Origin of the sequence: Vibrio sp. 10N.247.311.13 (assembly GCF_041467595.1) — a bacterium.
GTDB lineage: Bacteria > Pseudomonadota > Gammaproteobacteria > Enterobacterales > Vibrionaceae > Vibrio > Vibrio crassostreae_C.
The window spans coordinates 1-17,163 of record NZ_JBFSUX010000081.1; the positions used below are offsets into that span (position 1 = coordinate 1).

Genomic DNA, 17,163 nt, shown 5'->3' on the forward strand with positions numbered 1-17,163 from the left:
TATGAACTCGCTAAGTCTCTTGATTAACCAGACTTGTGATCAAGAGACAGCCTATATAGGTGCCTTTTGCTATCTGATTTCTTATCGTGCTGATTAAAGTTTTATATCGTCAAGGCTAAAATCAAGACCTAGGTTCATCTCTCTCAGCTCTTTCTCAAGCTGCCTACGATCGTTGATGGCTTCGATTTCACGCCACTTACGCTTGAGTGGTTTCGAGCGTGATTTTTGAGTTACACGAGGCATTTCTAGTTCTGATACTTCATCGAATTGAAAGCTATCCATAAGCCATATCTCCTTCCGTGGGACTAGTTCTTACGAACCAATAAATATCATATTTAGGTTCACAATAACTTTGATTTGTTTCTCATTTGTTTCAAATCCATGAAGCTTTTGTTCTATTTTCTTATGCATGCTCACACATTGTGAGAATTATTATGTATAAAAAACAGGCAAACAAACCTAAGTAAACGATTAAATTGGGGGTTATTGAATGTTAATTCATTGTGCGAATGGAATAGCGTTTTGACTACAATGCATTGAAGTGCACATGGTGCCGTGCGGTATAGGGATCTCATTGGCCTAGAAAAAAACGAAGATCTTCACTATACCTTGTAAAACCTAGGCTGACGTCATTTTTATAGGATGGTGTTCTTGTTGGGGTAGTGCCGTGGCTGTTGTTGATATTATGTCCCGATAATGTGACTTTTATTGGGCTGCATTGTTGAAAGTTGTGTTAACAAAAGGTGTGTTATTAGTGAAATGTCATTTTAATATAAGTGTATTTGCATATTGATTTTTAGGCCGTCTCGCTGCATTATCCGCCCGTCAAAAAATACACTGATACGTAAAATGGATGCATGAAGCGACATTTACAGTCTCAATCGCCGCAAGAATATAACAAGAGTGCCGACACAACATTGACAGAGGCATAGGCGATTAAGAGGAAGGCTAGGAAGCATGATCGGTGCTTAAACTCAATTACGAGGTTCACGTGACAGACTTAATCAATTTGATGAACGATCTCCTTTGGGGATCTATCTTAGTTTACTTACTGGTTGGTGTGGGTATCTACTTCACTGTACGACTAGGCTTCATTCAATTTCGCCATTTCGGCCACATGTTCTCTGTTCTTAGAAACAGCCGTAAAGCAGACAGTGCTGGTATCTCTTCTTTCCAAGCTCTTTGTACTAGTCTCGCTGCTCGTGTAGGTACGGGTAACATGGCAGGTGTTGCTGTAGCACTAACCGCTGGTGGCCCTGGTGCTATCTTCTGGATGTGGCTAATCGCAATGCTAGGTATGGCAACATCGTTTGCAGAAAGCACACTGGCACAGCTATACAAAACGCGTGATAACGACGGTAACTACCGCGGCGGCCCTGCATACTACATGGAGAAAGGCCTAGGCATGCGTTGGATGGGGGTTCTATTCTCTATCTTCCTCATCATTGCATTTGGTCTTGTATTCAACGCGGTTCAAGCGAACGCGATTGCAAGCGCAATGAATACGGCATTCGACCTTGAGCGTAGCTACGTTGGTGTTGGTATCGTAATCATCTCTGCGTTCGTTATCTTCGGTGGTATCCGTAAGATTGCACGCACAGCAGAAATCATCGTTCCAATCATGGCATTGGCTTACCTAGCGATCGCTATGTACGTGATGTTCGCGAACATCGAGAAAGTGCCTGAAGTACTGGCTCTTATCTTCAAGAGTGCATTCGGTCTGCAAGAAGCAGCAGCGGGTGGCCTAGGTTACGCAATCGCACAAGCGATGATTAACGGCATCAAACGTGGTTTGTTCTCGAACGAAGCGGGTATGGGTTCTGCGCCAAACGCAGCAGCTTCTGCTACGCCTTACCCACCGCACCCAGCATCACAAGGTTACGTGCAAATGCTAGGCGTGTTCATGGATACCATTGTTATCTGTTCAGCAACAGTCGCAATCATCCTGATGTCTGGTGAGTATGTACCACACGGTGAAGTAACGGGTATCGAACTAACGCAACGTGCACTAACAGCACAAGTGGGCGAATGGGGCGGCATTTTTGTAGCGGTAGCGATTTTCTTCTTCGCTTTCACTTCAATCATTGCAAACTACTCGTACGCTGAAACGAACCTTATCTTCCTTGAGCACAACAACAAGAAGGGCCTAGTGCTGTTCCGTATCGTTGTTCTGGGTATGGTTATGTTCGGTTCTCTAGCGACGTTACCAACGGTATGGGCACTGGCTGACGTATCGATGGGCCTAATGGCGATTGTTAACTTGGTGGCGATTATCCTGCTATCAGGTATCGTGATTAAGCTAGCGAAAGACTACAACCGCCAACTAGACGCGGGTAAAGTACCAACATTCGATTCGAATGACTTCCCAGAGCTTAAGTCTCAGCTGGAAGACGGTATTTGGGACAACAACAAGAAGTAATCTTGTTGGAGCGATAAACGGCTCATCCTAAAGTGATTAGAAAGGCTAAGGTTTCGACCTTAGCCTTTTTGTTTGCCTGTCATTTGTCTCATTCTGTCTATCGAAGCTCATTCTCCCTATCGAAGTAATAGGAAGAGTCATAAAGACAAGTTGATGTTTTTTCTATACTCTAGCAGCATCCAGTTAGATAACCGATTAGGGTAAAGTTATGTTAGTTGTCGTTTCTCCAGCCAAAACACTTGATTACGAATCCCCATTAGCGACGGAACGCTTTAGTCAGCCTGAGTTTGTTGAACACTCTGCTGAGCTGATTGAAGAGTGCCGCAAACTGACGCCAGTAGATATTTCTGCACTGATGAAAGTCAGCGATAAAATCGCAGGGTTGAACGTAGCGCGCTTTGAGCAGTGGAGCGAGACCTTTACCCAAGACAACGCACGCCAAGCAATCCTAGCCTTTAAAGGCGATGTATACACTGGCCTAGACGCTGAAACGCTATCGGATGAAGATTTTGACTACGCACAAGACCACCTGCGCATGCTTTCTGGGTTATATGGCTTGCTTAAGCCATTAGATTTGATGCAGCCATACCGCCTAGAGATGGGTACACGCTTAGCCAATGCTCGTGGTACTAACTTGTACCAGTTCTGGGGCAACATCATCACAGACAAGCTGAATGAAGCGTTGAATGCTCAAGGCGACAATGTGTTGATCAACTTGGCGTCTAACGAATACTTTAAAGCCGTGAAGCCGAAGAACTTGGATGGCCAAGTGATTACCCCTGTATTCAAAGACTGCAAGAACGGTCAGTACAAGGTGATCAGTTTCTACGCGAAGAAAGCGCGTGGCATGATGGCTCGCTACATCATCGAGAACAAGATCGACTCGGTTGAGGCGCTGACCCAGTTTGATACGGCGGGCTACTACTTCGTTGAAGAAGAGTCGAACGCGAAAGAGCTTGTCTTTAAGCGCGAAGAGCAAAACTAGTAGTCCTTGGCTAACGAGTAGCTCTCGGTTTTAGCCTGATAACAGACCAGATAGAGAAAAGCCCCATGCAGCGAACTGCATGGGGCTTTTTTATTGAATCGTTGAAGATGGTAGATTACTTCTTCTTTGCTGCTTTCTTTTTCTTCGCGATTTTTTTCTTCTTCGCGATTTTTTGTTTCTCTACCGCTTTCTTATCTTCTTTCTTCGGCTTCTTCTTCTTAGTCACGGCCGCTTTCTTATGCGTAGGGCGCATGCCTTCGATGAAGCGTTCTTTGATTGGTTCGTCTGTGTAACGAGCCACACGCTCAATCATTAGTTGATCGTGCGCTTCAATGATAGAAACCGCGTTACCTTTTTTACCAGCACGAGCCGTACGGCCAATACGGTGTAGGTATACGTCAGCAGTACGTGGCATGTCGTAGTTGATTACGTGGCTTACGTCTGGAAGGTCGATACCACGAGCAGCAACGTCAGTCGCTAGTAGTACGTTTACAGAGCCGTCACGGAAACGAGCAATCGCGTTGTTACGACGATCTTGAGGCATTTCACCTTGGATCCACGCACATGGGATTTGCGCGCTTTCAAGTTGAGCTCGTAGATCACCTAGACGATCACGCGTCTTCAAGAATACGATGCTGCGCTCAGCTTGCTCTGTGATGACGTGCTTTAGGATGTTTAGCTTGTGCTCTGCCGTGTCTGCACGGTGGTACCACTGAGTGATCTTCTTACGCTCACGAAGTGATGATTTCGCATCGATCTCCGCTGGGTTTTTAAGTAGATCTTCAGTGAAGCCTTCAATGCCTTTACCTTCTAGTGTTGCTGAGAACAGTAAAGTTTGTTTACGCCAGCGACACTCTGCAGACAGACGGTCAACAACAGGACCAAAGCCCATGTCTAGCATGCGGTCGGCTTCATCTAGAACCAGCCATTCAATCGCACGACAGTCAAAACGCTCGCCTTCAATGTATTCCATCAAACGGCCAGGTGTTGCTACTACGATATCTTGAGTGGTACTTAAGATATCTGCGTGCTCTTGGTACATAACACCGCCCGTGATCGTGAAGATATTTAGGCTGGTGTATTTAGCAAGCTCACGTGCTTGTTCGGTGATCTGCATTGCTAGCTCACGCGTTGGCGTCAGGATAAGCATACGTGCAGGGCCAGATTTCTTACGTGGGAAATCCAGTAGGTATTGCAGTGCTGGCAATACAAATGATGCTGTTTTACCAGTACCTGTTGGCGCAGAAGCCAAAACGTCTCTTCCATCTAACGCTTGTGGGATTGCTTCAGCTTGTATCTGTGTTGGACGTTCGTAGCCCATTTCGTCAATTGCTTTAAGCAGCTCTTGGTTTAGATCGAGTTCTGCAAAGGTTCTGATCACTGTTGTTTCTCCACAAGCAATAAATGTTTCTGCCTCAAAAAGCAGACGATAAAAAAGAGTAGTCGGACATTATAGAAGCATTAGTGATTAGGATCACATGGTATTTGCTACATCTTGAGATAAAAATCTTTAGTGAGCGCAATAAATGCTTCGCTATAACCACCTTGATGGTGAATTGTAAGCGATTCGCGCTGCAAATCTTGCTCGCAAGCAGGATCTTTAGATAACTCGAATAAAATTCGGCTAGCTGGCTTTTTATCTGTTGTTTTTACATCAAGGCGTTTTGCTAGATACCAACCACATTGCTCGGCAAGCTTGATAAAACCTTCCCCCTCAGGCGTCGGTAGGATGAAACTGGCAGTCGCGGCGTCGGTTGTTATCTCGAAACAACGCTGGGCAAGCGCTAAATGATCCAAGCTGTCGGTGTGCCTGGCGGTGGCTCTTTGGCTTTGCTGCGCCTGTTCTCCAGAGTTGAAGTAGGGCGGGTTACAGATGATCGCATCAAACCTTTGTGGAAAGTCGGTTGTTAACACGCTGCCGTGATCAAGGGAGATACGATTTTGCCAAGGCGACTGCTCAATATTGACAGTGGCAGCATCAATAGCGTGTTGATCAATATCTATCGCAGAGATTGAAGCATCTTCAAAACGCTGCGCAGCCATCAAAGCCAGCAGACCTGTCCCGGTTCCAATATCGAGTACACATGATCTTTGTGGCAAGCTTACCCAAGCGCCAAGTAATACGCCATCGGTACTGACTGGCATACCGCTTTTCCCGCCGTAAATTGAGAATTGCTTAAAATTGAAGCTTTTAGTTTGCACTGTTTTGTCTTTCATTAATGTTCTGAGTATCGAGATATTTTAAGTGATTAGCTCTAATGTTAACCGCTTGTATGAATCAATGTTCTGCTTGGAAGAATATTGTTGTGCATTATGGTTAGTTTATAATTGTGGCTATTTTTCTATAGCTAGTGGAATCCACTGCTTTTTGTTCTCATATGCAAATTTATATGGTGTTTTTGTGTGGTGACTTGCAGCTAGCCAGTTGTTTCGTCATTATGCGCGACTATTTTATAGATTGATTGGCAGCTTTGAGCTGTAACATTCATGTAAGCACAACATAAATTCATAAATATAATTAAGGATTATCTGTGAAACAGAGTCTAAAACTAACAGATATAATGGCATTGGGCTTTATGCTTTTTGCGTTTTTCTTGGGTGCGGGTAACATCATCTTCCCACCTCTAGCTGGCCAATTAGCCGGTGATCACTTCCTTCCAGCGATGTCTGGTTTTCTGCTGACTGCCGTTGGTCTGCCGTTAATCACTATCGTCGCGGTCGCAGTGGCTGGTGGCTCTTGGGGTCACTTAACTAAAGATCTTCCTAAGAAAGCAGCAACCATCATGGCTGTACTGATCTTTATCATTATCGGTCCTGCATTTGCTGCACCGCGTACTGGCCTTGTTGCCTATGAGATGGCGGTGAAACCGTTCTTCATCGATGCCTCTCAAGCTCACCTAACTCTCTTTTCGATTGCATTTTTTGCAGTAGCGATGTTCTTCTCATGGTCGCAAGGTAAGCTTATTGACGTCATTGGTAAGGTGCTAACACCTGCACTGTTCGTTGGTTTGGTTGTGCTGGCGATTGCTGTATTCGTTAACCCTCAAGGCGATATTCTTGCGGCTCACGGTGAGTACATCACTCAACCACTAACCAAAGGTTTCCTTGAAGGCTACAACACCATGGATACTTTTGCTTCTTTGATGTTTGGTATGCTGATTGTTGATGCGATTCGTAGCAAGGGCATTACTGACCGTGCAGCGACGACTAAGTACCTAATTAGCGCGGGTTGTATTGCCGCAGCGGGTCTGGCGTTTGTTTACATCTCTCTATTTTTCCTAGGCGCAACAAGTGCAACAGTCGCAGCTGGTGCAGACAATGGCGGTGCTATTTTAAGCCTATACGTTCAATCGTTGTTTGGTCCTTCTGGTCAGCTAGTGCTTTCTGTGATCGTACTATTAGCATGTCTAACTACGGCGATTGGCCTTGTGTCAGCATGTTCTGATTACTTCAGCTCGCTAACGCCTCTGTCTTACAAGACTTGGGTAATCATCAATGGTGTAGCTTGTGCAACCGTTGCGAACGTTGGTCTTTCTCAACTGATTTCTCTGTCTGTTCCAGTACTGTTTGCACTGTACCCAGTCGCTATTGCGTTGGTTGCTCTGACATTCTTACGTAGCCGTTTCCCTAATCCAAAAGCGGCTTACCGCGTAGTGGTATTAGTGTCACTGCTGTTTGCTCTTATTGATGGCGCTAAAGTAGCGGGTGTAGACGTGTCTGCACTTAAGATGCTGCCACTGTTTGAGATCGGTATGGGTTGGTTGCTTCCAACAACGGCTGCAATCATCTGTATGTTCTTTGTTGGCAAGTCAACAGAACAAGAGATGGCTGAAGAGACTGTTTAATCTTCCGTTGAGATTAGATTATCCTTCGAGATGAAATAGAAAAGGCCTCATTACTTCGCAGTAATGAGGCCTTTTTGTATTCTGTGGTCTTTTTATATCCAGCTAGTTACTTGGTTAGCTACTTAGCCGGGAGTACTTCTGTTTGGTTATAGCTTTTCGCTGTACTCAACCAGTACTTGCTCAACCCAGCTTGCGATACGGTCGTCGCTTAGCTCGTATTGTGAATCTTCATCAAGCGCCAAACCAACGAATTGAGATTTGTCTTCGGTTAACGCTTTAGACGCTTCGAACTCGTAGCTGTCATCGTTTGGCCAGAAGCCAACAAACTCTGCACCCGCGGTTTTCAGTTCATCATGCAATAGACCCATCGCATCTAGGAACCATTCGCCGTAGCCTTCTTGGTCACCCAAACCAAACAGAGCCACAACCTTGCCTTTCATAGGCGTGGTTGCGATGTCCTCCCACAGTTCATTCCAATCTTCTTGGATTTCACCGAAGTCCCAAGTCGAGATGCCCAGCAATAAAAGGTCGTAGTCCGCCATCAATGAAAGAGGGCTTTCTTTCACGTTATGGATATCAACTAGGTCTTCACCAATAATGCCGCGAATTTTCTCTGCTGCCATTTCTGTGTAGCAGGTGGTTGAGCCGTAAAATAATCCAATTTTCATAGCAAACGTTCGATTTTAATTTCAGATGGCGAATTCTAACCATAAATCGACTTCGATTGCAGCGATTATCCGCTCAAGTCGTAATTTTTATGGCATTCATATTTGCTCTGGCATACTCTCAAAACAGTTTCCAATATTGTGAGTAACACTATGCAGTCGCCTCAAGGGCAGAGCGCAGACCACGGTCTCGTTGAGCAGTTTTTAGATGCTATGTGGATGGAGCGAGGATTATCGGAGAATACGCTTGTCTCGTACCGTACCGATTTGTCCAAGTTATTAGCGTGGATGGAAAAGAACAATTACCGCCTCGACTTCATTAGCCTTTCAGGTTTACAGGATTATCAAGGCTGGTTAGCCGACGCCGATTTTAAGCAGACCTCTCGTGCCCGTATGTTGTCGGCGATTCGTCGCTTGTTCCAATATTTGCACCGCGAGAAAATCAGAGGCGATGATCCAAGTGCCTTGTTGATCAGCCCGAAGCTGCCGCAACGCTTGCCGAAAGATTTGAGCGAAGAACAGGTTGATGCTTTGCTCGATGCGCCAGATCCGAACGATCCGATTGAGCTTCGCGATAAGGCGATGCTTGAGTTACTCTATGCAACCGGTTTGCGTGTGACAGAACTGGTTAGCTTGACGATGGAAAACATCAGCCTAAGACAGGGCGTGGTGCGTGTTATTGGTAAGGGTGGCAAAGAGCGCTTAGTACCAATGGGCGAAAATGCGGTGGATTGGATAGAGACTTTTATTGAACAGGGTCGTCCACATCTACTTGGCGAAAACAGTTCTGATGTGGTTTTTCCGAGTAAACGCGCCAAGCAAATGACCCGTCAGACGTTCTGGTATCGTATTAAGCACTACTCGGTCGTCGCTGGTATCGACACAGAATTGTTGTCACCACACGTATTGAGACACGCTTTTGCGACGCATTTACTGAACTATGGCGCAGATCTCAGGGTCGTACAGATGTTACTTGGGCATAGTGACTTATCGACTACCCAAATTTATACTCACGTGGCGACTGAAAGGCTCAAGCAAATTCATGCGCAGCATCACCCACGTGCTTAAATCCATTTATTTTTAAGGTGAACTTAATGAGCGTATTACGCCGTCTTCCTCTACTAGCGCTTCCTCTTATGATTACTGCATGTAATGCATCAGAAGCGAAAGTAGAAACAACATCAACAGCCGTAGAAGCTGCTCCAGCTCAAGCTATTGATACAGCTGCGTTAACTAAGCGTTTTGAAAAAATCGGTATTAAGGTCGATAAGATTGTGCCTTCGGATATCGATGGTCTTTTAGAAGTTCAAACCAACAGCGGCATTATCTTTTCTTCTCCAGAGGGCGATCACTTTCTAGCCGGCACTCTTTACTCTTTGGATGAAAACGGAAAGTTCAGTGATGTTTTGGCTGAGCGTCAAGCTCCGCTGAATGCTGAAAAAGTGGCAGCGATGTCGGATACGGTTATTGAATACAAAGCCGATAACGAAAAGTATGTTGTGACGGTATTTACTGACATTACGTGCGGCTACTGTGTTCGTCTGCACAGCCAAATGCAAGGCTACAACGATTTGGGTATCACCGTTCGTTACATGGCTTACCCACGCCAAGGTGCGACAGGGCAAGTTGCCGATCAAATGGCAGCAATCTGGGCGTCAGATGATCCAAAAACAGCGATGCATGACGCTAAAGTAAACCGTCAAATGCCAGCGTCTGGTAAAGACCTAGCAGAGCAAAAGCAGATCATTGCTAAACAATACCAACTGGGTCGTGAGCTTGGCATCAATGGCACACCGGCTATCGTGCTAGCAAGTGGTGAGTTGGTGAGTGGTTACTTACCGCCAGCACAACTTCTTCAACGTTTAGAGCAATAATCTCGTTTTCTGTATTGCCAATTTATCCCCCATGTTTTTGATTTAAGGAGTGGCCTGATTGATATCGGGCCCATTTTTATATGATAGAGATCCAACGCCGTCCTGAGGTCGACATTTCAGTCTTACCTGCTCACTTACCTGACTTGTTAAAGCGCATTTATGTGAGTCGTGGAATCGACAGTGCCGACCAACTAGAGACAGCAGCGAAAGGCTTGCACTCTTATCAAAAACTGGGCGGCATTGATGCTGCGGTTGAGCTGTTGTTCAAAGCTATTCAGCAGCAAAAACGCATCATCATTGTTGGTGACTTTGATGCCGATGGCGCGACCAGCTCGGCGCTGTCTGTTTTAGCGTTACGTATGCTCGGCAGCTCTAACGTCGACTATCTGGTACCAAACCGTTTTGAAGATGGTTATGGCTTGAGCCCTGAGGTTGTTGAACAGGCAATCGAGCTTGGTGCTGAAGTGATCATGACGGTCGACAACGGTGTATCTTCAATTGAAGGTGTTCGCTTTGCTAAAGAGAAAGGGCTAGAGGTTCTGGTTACCGATCATCACTTGCCGGGCAATGAACTGCCAATGGTCGATGCTATGGTTAACCCAAACCTTGAAAGTTGTGCTTTTCCTTCGAAAGCCCTAGCGGGGGTTGGTGTCGCTTTTTACCTGATGATGGCATTGTGTGTTCACATGCGTAAATTGGGTTGGTTTGCAGAGCGCGGCATGACAGAACCTAAGTTGATGGAACTGATTGACCTTGTGGCGCTGGGTACGGTTGCCGACGTGGTTCCACTCGATGAAAACAACCGAATTTTAGTTCATCAAGGTTTGCAACGTATTCGTGCGGGTAAAGCTCGTCCGGGCATTCAAGCCTTGATCGAAATTGCTAAGCGAGACGCTAAGCGTTTGGTGGCGTCTGACTTTGGCTTTGCTCTTGGTCCTCGTATCAATGCAGCTGGTCGATTAGACGACATGTCTTTTGGTGTTGAGCTGCTAATGAGTAACAACATCCATGCGGCTCGTCGAATGGCGAGTGAGTTAGATGGCTTGAACCAAACACGTAAAGAGATCGAAGAGGGTATGAAGCAAGAAGCGATGGCTTTTTGTGAGCGCCTTGAATTTGGTAAAGACGACCTACCTTCTGGCTTGGCACTATTCCAACGTGATTGGCACCAAGGTGTGATTGGTATTTTGGCTTCGCGTATCAAAGACAAATACCACCGCCCAGTGATTGCGTTTGCAGATGGCGGCGAAGGCAGTATCAAAGGTTCATGTCGTTCAATTCCGGGTCTGCACATGCGTGATGCATTGGACCGAATTGATACTCAAAACCCTGGCTTGATTCTTAAATTTGGTGGCCACGCAATGGCGGCTGGATTAACCATCATGGAAAAGGACTTTGAACGCTTCAGCAAGCTGTTCAATGATGTGGTGAAGAATGAACTTGGAGAAACAGCACTGAAGGGCATTATCTTGTCTGATGGTGAGCTGTTACCAGAAGAGTTCTCGATGCACACCGCTGAAACGCTGCGTTCAGGTGGCCCGTGGGGACAAGCTTTCCCTGAGCCAATCTTCGATGGTGAGTTTAAAGTGCTGCACCAAAAGCTGGTGGGTGAAAAGCACCTTAAGCTGATGCTTGAGCCGCTCTACAAAGGCCACCCAACCAATGTGATGATTGACGGTATTGCCTTTAACGTCGACCTACGTCGCTGGCCTGATGCATCAGTAAAAACCGTTCATCTTGCATTTAAGCTCGATATCAACGAATTTCGCGGCAACCAATCGTTGCAGCTGATGATTGATCATATCGAAGCCAAATAGTGATTTTGGGCTCAATAATGCTCATCATATAGTGCCAAATTCAACAAGCTCTGTTCAAAAACAGGGCTTGTTTTCCTTCCTGCCCTTACAAAATTTACGTGTTTTTTATGCCTGTCAATTTTATATCCCATTAAGTTGTTGAATCTTGGTTCACCACTCTAAAAAATTCTGTATCTCCGTCACACTTTTGAGTACAATTCTTCGGTTAAATTCTACTCATAAATGATGAGCTAAAATGTTTGAAATCAATCCTATAAAAAACCGTCTGCAGGATGTGTCTGAGCGCACAAATATCCTGAGGGGGTATCTTTGACTATGACGCTAAGAAAGAGCGTCTAGAAGAAGTAAACGCAGAATTAGAACAACCGGATGTATGGAACGAACCTGAGCGTGCTCAAGCGCTAGGTAAAGAACGTTCTGCATTGGAAGCGGTAGTAGAAACGATCGACCAACTTGACCAAGGTGTTGAGGATGTTGATGGCCTATTAGAGCTTGCGGTTGAAGAAGAAGATCAAGAAACGTTCGATGAAATTGAACCAGAACTGGCCGAGCTTGAAGCTAAGCTAGAGAAGCTGGAATTCCGTCGTATGTTCTCTGGTGATCACGATGCATCAGATTGCTACATCGATTTACAGTCAGGTTCGGGCGGTACAGAAGCTCAAGACTGGACTTCAATGATGTTGCGCATGTACTTACGTTGGGCAGATTCGAAAGGCTTCAAGACTGAAGTTATCGAAGTGTCGGATGGTGATGTTGCTGGCCTTAAAGGCGCAACGGTACGTATTTCTGGTGAGTATGCTTACGGTTGGTTACGCACAGAGACTGGTGTTCACCGTCTAGTTCGTAAGTCACCATTTGATTCAAGTGGTCGTCGTCATACTTCATTTGCATCTGCGTTTATCTATCCTGAGATTGATGACAACATTACGATCGACATTAATCCTTCTGACCTACGTATTGACGTATACCGTGCCTCTGGCGCTGGTGGTCAGCACGTAAACACCACGGAATCAGCGGTACGTATTACTCACGTTCCGACTAACACTGTGGTTCAGTGTCAGAATGACCGTTCGCAGCATAAGAACAAAGATCAAGCGATGAAGCAGCTACGTGCTAAGCTTTTTGAACTTGAGATTCAAAAACAAAATGCTGAAAAACAAGCGAGCGAAGAGACGAAATCAGACATCGGTTGGGGCAGTCAAATCCGCTCTTACGTGCTGGATGATTCTCGTATCAAAGATTTACGCACCGGCATCGAAAACCGTAATACTCAAGCGGTTCTTGACGGTGACTTAGACAAGTTTATTGAAGCTAGCCTGAAATCAGGTCTGTAAGCTTTATCAACTATTAAGCTTTACCAATAATATTGGTAAAAATGCCTATATTTACAAAAATATAGCGGTCCAAATTTTAAAAGCAGGGTACATCTCTAATGACTGATGCTGTTCAAAACGAAAACGCACAAGAAGCTTCTTCACCTGAAGAGAACAAACTAATCGCTGAGCGCCGCAGCAAGCTGGATCACATCCGCCAAAACTGCAAAGCTAACGGTCACCCAAATGACTTCCGTCGTGAGCACCTAGCTGGCGATCTTCAAGCGGAATTCGGTGAGAAGACTAAGGAAGAGCTAGAAGAGCTTAACCACATCGTTGCGATCGCTGGTCGTGTTATGGCGAAGCGTGGTCCATTCCTTGCGATTCAAGAAACTTCTGGTCGTATCCAAGCATACGCAGCGAAAGACGTTCAAAAAGTACTGAAAGAGAAGTACCAAGGCCTAGATATCGGTGACATCATCGGTGTTAAAGGTGCGCTTCACAAATCAGGTAAAGGCGACCTTTACGTGAACATGGAAGAGTTTGAATTGCTGACTAAAGCACTTCGTCCTCTACCAGAGAAGTTCCACGGTCTAACTGACCAAGAGATGCGTTACCGTCAGCGTTACGTTGACCTAATCGTGAACGAAGATTCTCGTAATGCATTCATCGTGCGTTCTAAGCTTGTATCTTCAATCCGTAACTTCATGAGCGCGAAAGGCTACCTAGAAGTTGAAACGCCAATGATGCACGTGATCCCGGGTGGCGCAACTGCACGTCCGTTCATCACTCATCACAATGCACTAGACATCGACATGTACCTACGTGTTGCACCAGAGCTTTACCTTAAGCGTCTAGTGGTGGGTGGTTTTGACCGTGTATTCGAGATCAACCGTAACTTCCGTAACGAAGGTCTATCTCCACGTCACAACCCAGAATTCACAATGATGGAATTCTACCAAGCGTACTCTGACTACAAAGACCTTATGGATCTGACAGAAGAGATGCTAAGCACGGCAGCAATGGACGTTCTTGGTTCTACTTCTATGCCTTACGGTGACGAAACGGTTGAGTTCGGTGGCACTTACGCTCGCATGAGCATGTTCGATGCAATCAAACACTACAACCCTGAGCACGCTGAGATTCAAGCGCTAACAGAAGCAGACCTACAAGACCGTGAAAAGATGGTTGCTATCGCAAAATCTGTACACGTAGACGTAGAAACGTTCTGGACATGTGGTCAGCTTCTAGAAGAGATCTTTGGTGAAACGGCTGAGCCTCAGCTAATTCAACCAACGTTCATCACTGGCTACCCAGCGGACATCTCTCCTCTAGCTCGTCGTAGCGATGACAACCCGTTCTTCACAGACCGTTTTGAGTTCTTCATCGGTGGCCGTGAAGTTGCGAATGGTTTCTCTGAGCTTAACGATGCACAAGACCAAGACGAGCGTTTCAAAGCGCAAGTTAACGCGAAAGACGCGGGTGATGACGAAGCGATGTACTACGATGCAGACTACATTACTGCACTAGAGCACGGCCTACCGCCAACAGCGGGTCAAGGTATCGGTATCGACCGTCTAGCAATGCTATTTACAAACACGCACACAATCCGTGACGTGATCTTGTTCCCGGCAATGCGTCCACAGGCGTAATTCTCGCTTATAGGGCGTAACAGCCTATGTAATTAAAAAGCCACTGAAGAGTGGCTTTTTCTGTTTTGGGGCTTCAAAACCTAGTCTGTACCGCACTCTTGATTCGAAAAATCGTTATTTCTGACATAGTCTTACTATTGAGACATAAAATCTAAGATAGTCTCACTACTATACGTCTCTGCGCTGAATACGCTCTCGCGGCATTTTGTCGAACGATGAAGCAGTGACTCGTATTAGTCTGATTTAAATAAAAATAGAATAAGGAAGAAGGATGGGAACTCAATTTAAGATGGATTCCTTACCAGGTTCTCTTATCGTCGTTGGTGGTGCGTACGAACCCTGGTTATCAGTGTTAGAACAAGTGGGTTGGCAGTGTACCCAGTGTGCAGATTTACGAAAAGCCGATGCCTTGATTGCTGATATTGGCCCATGTATTGGTATTGTCGATCTTAGTCATGATGAGTTCAGTCTCAACGGTATTGCTAACCTTGTGAGCAATAACAAGCAGGTGAGATGGCTCGCCTTTATCCGTGAATCTCAATTAAGCTCTGATACGATCTGCCAGTTTATCGTCAACTTCTGTATCGACTTTTTCACGGCACCAATCCCAGATGCTCAATTGCTGAGTACCATTGGTCACCAACTGGGTATGCTTAAGCTTGAGCAGAAGGTATGGCCAAACTACGGCATCAATAACAACATGGGACTGCTAGGCGATTCTGTGGCCGTGAAGCGCTTGAGAGACCAAGTAAAGCGTATTGGGCCGACTGATGTCAGTATCTTGATTTATGGCGAGAGTGGGGCTGGTAAAGAGACGATTGCACGCTCGATTCATCAAAATTCGTCGCGAGCACAGAAACCATTTTTAACGGTTAACTGTCGTGCCTTGTCTGAAATGAGAATAGAGGCCGAGGTGTTTGGCATATCAGCACAGTCAGCGACTGCGCCTTGTATGTTGGAAGAAGCCGATGGCGGAACCATCTTGCTTAATGATGTTTTAGCGATGCCACGCAATCAACAACTGAACCTGTTGCGCTTTCTACAAGAAGGTAAGATTGAAACTGCGAATGGACCTAAATCTGTCGATGTGCGTATTCTGGCCGCGAACTCCTCTGATATCGAGAAGGCGTTGATCGAGGGCGACTTCAATGAAGAGCTTTATCACTATATCAATGTTCTGCGTATTCATGTTCCAAGCTTAAAAGAACGTGTGAGCGATATTTCAGTACTGGCGAATCATTTTCTGCGTGAGTACTCGAAAGAGTTTAATGCTCAAGCGAAGAGCTTCTCAGACGATGCTATCCGTTCGATGAATCGATACCATTGGCCTGGAAATGTGCGTGAGCTGATGAATCAGATTAAGCGTGTTGTGTTGATGTCTGATGCTGTGATCATTGAGGATCACCAACTGGATTTACCAAAACAGAATGATGAACGCCGAAGCTTGAAGAGTATTCGAGAGCGCTCAGAGCGCGATGCGTTACTGATTGTATTGGAATCTTACGGTGGTCAGGTTTCATTGGCGGCTAAGGAGCTCGGTGTATCACGAGCGACGATGTACCGCTTGCTGAATAAACACAGCCTAATCTCTGAAGGTGTTGTTTAGACTCTTCTCTACATGACTTTATTCAGTCACCGTAAATTAAAGGCCATGTATCTACGTGGCTTTTTTGTTTCTGAAGGGTAGTCCGTTGTTTTCTAGTTAGACCCTAAGAGAGATATGCTGTGATTTTATATAATCATAGTGAATATGTTATATGTAAATGAATATGCAACTAATATTTCAGGCGAATGCATTGTTTTAAAAATGTTAATCAATTAGCGGTTGAATAATATACTCACTTGGTTAGACTTTAACCGTTAAAGCAACGATTTAACAAAGACTTGTCTGCTTTTACTTCCCCATTTTTTTTGGATTTTTTAGTTAGCTTGGAGGCGCAAATGAAACATTTCGATTTTATACAGCATATTTGCGCGTCGTTTGATCCGTGTACTGACATGGTGACTGATATGTCACTCACATCAGCCATAGCCGATCGAAACACCCAAGATAAACCTAACTAATAGATCCGTATCCTTATTTGGCTGCGGAAAAATAGCAGCTAAGTGAGAAGCCCTCATACTATCTAACACGCTATTTTTCCTCAGTTGACTCAACAACTGGAGAGTTATTATGCGTCACTCAGTATATTTAAAATTAGCAACAGTCCTTATCCGTGCCGATCTTCGTCGTGAAGAGCGGGAATGGCAGCGAAAAGTACGTCGTAGTTCACTAGACCTACCTTGGCACAACACTCATTTGCTAAGAGATATTGGCCTTGAAGCCGATGGTCGTCCAATTGGTTTCTCTGAGCCTGAAGTTGTCACCATTGAACGTCGCGTTCGTCATCTTCGTCGTGTCTTAAGTGCGCGAATACCGACGTAATCTTTCGGGGTTGATCGCACCTTTCAACCCCCTAAATCATTGACGGTGATAGTTAGGTGTCAAAAGTGAGCGCTTTTGAACTAGAACTGGACAAAAAAGAGAAGCATTGGCTTTAATGCCGTTCACTTAAGAGTGAACGGCATTTTTGTTCTTAGCATACCGTTGTGG

General features: G+C 45.4%; 14 protein-coding genes. 10 read left to right on the forward strand and 4 right to left on the reverse strand.

Annotation, left to right across the window (positions count from 1 at the left end; all coding sequences use genetic code 11):
• Window positions 1-93 precede the first annotated feature (93 nt).
• Window positions 94-282 carry a DUF3545 family protein gene (locus AB6E52_RS21305; protein WP_017059319.1) on the reverse strand — a complete coding sequence of 63 codons (189 nt, stop codon included), beginning with the start codon at window positions 280-282 and terminating at the stop codon, window positions 94-96.
• A 709-nt stretch (window positions 283-991) separates the two neighbouring features.
• Here AB6E52_RS21305 and AB6E52_RS21310 point away from each other — a divergent pair.
• A complete protein-coding gene (locus tag AB6E52_RS21310; protein ID WP_032545312.1) occupies window positions 992-2,419 on the forward strand; it encodes a sodium:alanine symporter family protein in 1,428 nt (475 codons plus the stop codon).
• 208 nt (window positions 2,420-2,627) lie between these two features.
• Window positions 2,628-3,404 (forward strand): peroxide stress protein YaaA, encoded by a 777-nt coding sequence (gene yaaA, locus AB6E52_RS21315; RefSeq protein ID WP_017059322.1) that lies wholly within the window; start codon window positions 2,628-2,630, stop codon window positions 3,402-3,404.
• A 115-nt stretch (window positions 3,405-3,519) separates the two neighbouring features.
• Here yaaA and srmB read toward each other — a convergent pair whose 3' ends face one another.
• Entirely contained in the window at window positions 3,520-4,785 is a 1,266-nt protein-coding gene (gene srmB / locus AB6E52_RS21320; protein ID WP_017059323.1) for an ATP-dependent RNA helicase SrmB, read from the reverse strand.
• Between the two features lie 107 nt (window positions 4,786-4,892).
• Window positions 4,893-5,621 carry a tRNA1(Val) (adenine(37)-N6)-methyltransferase gene (locus AB6E52_RS21325; RefSeq protein ID WP_017062876.1) on the reverse strand — a complete coding sequence of 243 codons (729 nt, stop codon included), beginning with the start codon at window positions 5,619-5,621 and terminating at the stop codon, window positions 4,893-4,895.
• A 314-nt stretch (window positions 5,622-5,935) separates the two neighbouring features.
• Between AB6E52_RS21325 and brnQ the strand changes: the two genes are divergently transcribed.
• Window positions 5,936-7,249, forward strand: coding sequence for a branched-chain amino acid transport system II carrier protein (gene brnQ / locus AB6E52_RS21330; RefSeq protein WP_017059325.1), 1,314 nt, complete (start codon window positions 5,936-5,938; stop codon window positions 7,247-7,249).
• A 146-nt stretch (window positions 7,250-7,395) separates the two neighbouring features.
• Here brnQ and fldB read toward each other — a convergent pair whose 3' ends face one another.
• On the reverse strand, window positions 7,396-7,917 hold the full coding sequence (gene fldB, locus AB6E52_RS21335) for a flavodoxin FldB (RefSeq protein WP_017062875.1): 522 nt from the start codon (window positions 7,915-7,917) through the stop codon (window positions 7,396-7,398).
• A gap of 150 nt (window positions 7,918-8,067) precedes the next feature.
• Between fldB and xerD the strand changes: the two genes are divergently transcribed.
• From xerD to AB6E52_RS21370, 7 genes are all read left to right on the forward strand, one after another.
• Window positions 8,068-8,982: a site-specific tyrosine recombinase XerD gene (xerD, locus tag AB6E52_RS21340; protein WP_017059327.1), complete on the forward strand. Its 915-nt coding sequence runs from the start codon at window positions 8,068-8,070 to the stop codon at window positions 8,980-8,982.
• Window positions 8,983-9,008: 26 nt separating this feature from the next.
• The gene (locus tag AB6E52_RS21345; protein ID WP_017062874.1) at window positions 9,009-9,788 is read left to right on the forward strand and encodes a thioredoxin fold domain-containing protein; all 780 of its coding nucleotides are present in this window, start codon (window positions 9,009-9,011) and stop codon (window positions 9,786-9,788) included.
• Window positions 9,789-9,868: 80 nt separating this feature from the next.
• Window positions 9,869-11,605 (forward strand): single-stranded-DNA-specific exonuclease RecJ, encoded by a 1,737-nt coding sequence (recJ, locus tag AB6E52_RS21350; RefSeq protein ID WP_017059329.1) that lies wholly within the window; start codon window positions 9,869-9,871, stop codon window positions 11,603-11,605.
• A 235-nt stretch (window positions 11,606-11,840) separates the two neighbouring features.
• Window positions 11,841-12,939, forward strand: a protein-coding gene (prfB, locus tag AB6E52_RS21355; RefSeq protein ID WP_100208942.1) for a peptide chain release factor 2 whose coding sequence is annotated in 2 segments (ribosomal slippage) — window positions 11,841-11,915 and window positions 11,917-12,939 — 1,098 coding nt in all. Because the reading frame shifts where the segments join, the coding sequence is not laid out codon by codon here.
• A gap of 98 nt (window positions 12,940-13,037) precedes the next feature.
• Complete coding sequence (gene lysS / locus AB6E52_RS21360; RefSeq protein WP_017059330.1) at window positions 13,038-14,570, forward strand: lysine--tRNA ligase; 1,533 nt, start codon at window positions 13,038-13,040, stop codon at window positions 14,568-14,570.
• Window positions 14,571-14,841: 271 nt separating this feature from the next.
• Complete coding sequence (vpsR, locus tag AB6E52_RS21365; protein WP_017062873.1) at window positions 14,842-16,176, forward strand: cyclic-di-GMP-binding transcriptional regulator VpsR; 1,335 nt, start codon at window positions 14,842-14,844, stop codon at window positions 16,174-16,176.
• A 567-nt stretch (window positions 16,177-16,743) separates the two neighbouring features.
• A complete protein-coding gene (locus AB6E52_RS21370) occupies window positions 16,744-16,995 on the forward strand; it encodes a hypothetical protein (RefSeq protein ID WP_008224444.1) in 252 nt (83 codons plus the stop codon).
• The last annotated feature ends 168 nt before the right edge of the window (window positions 16,996-17,163 follow it).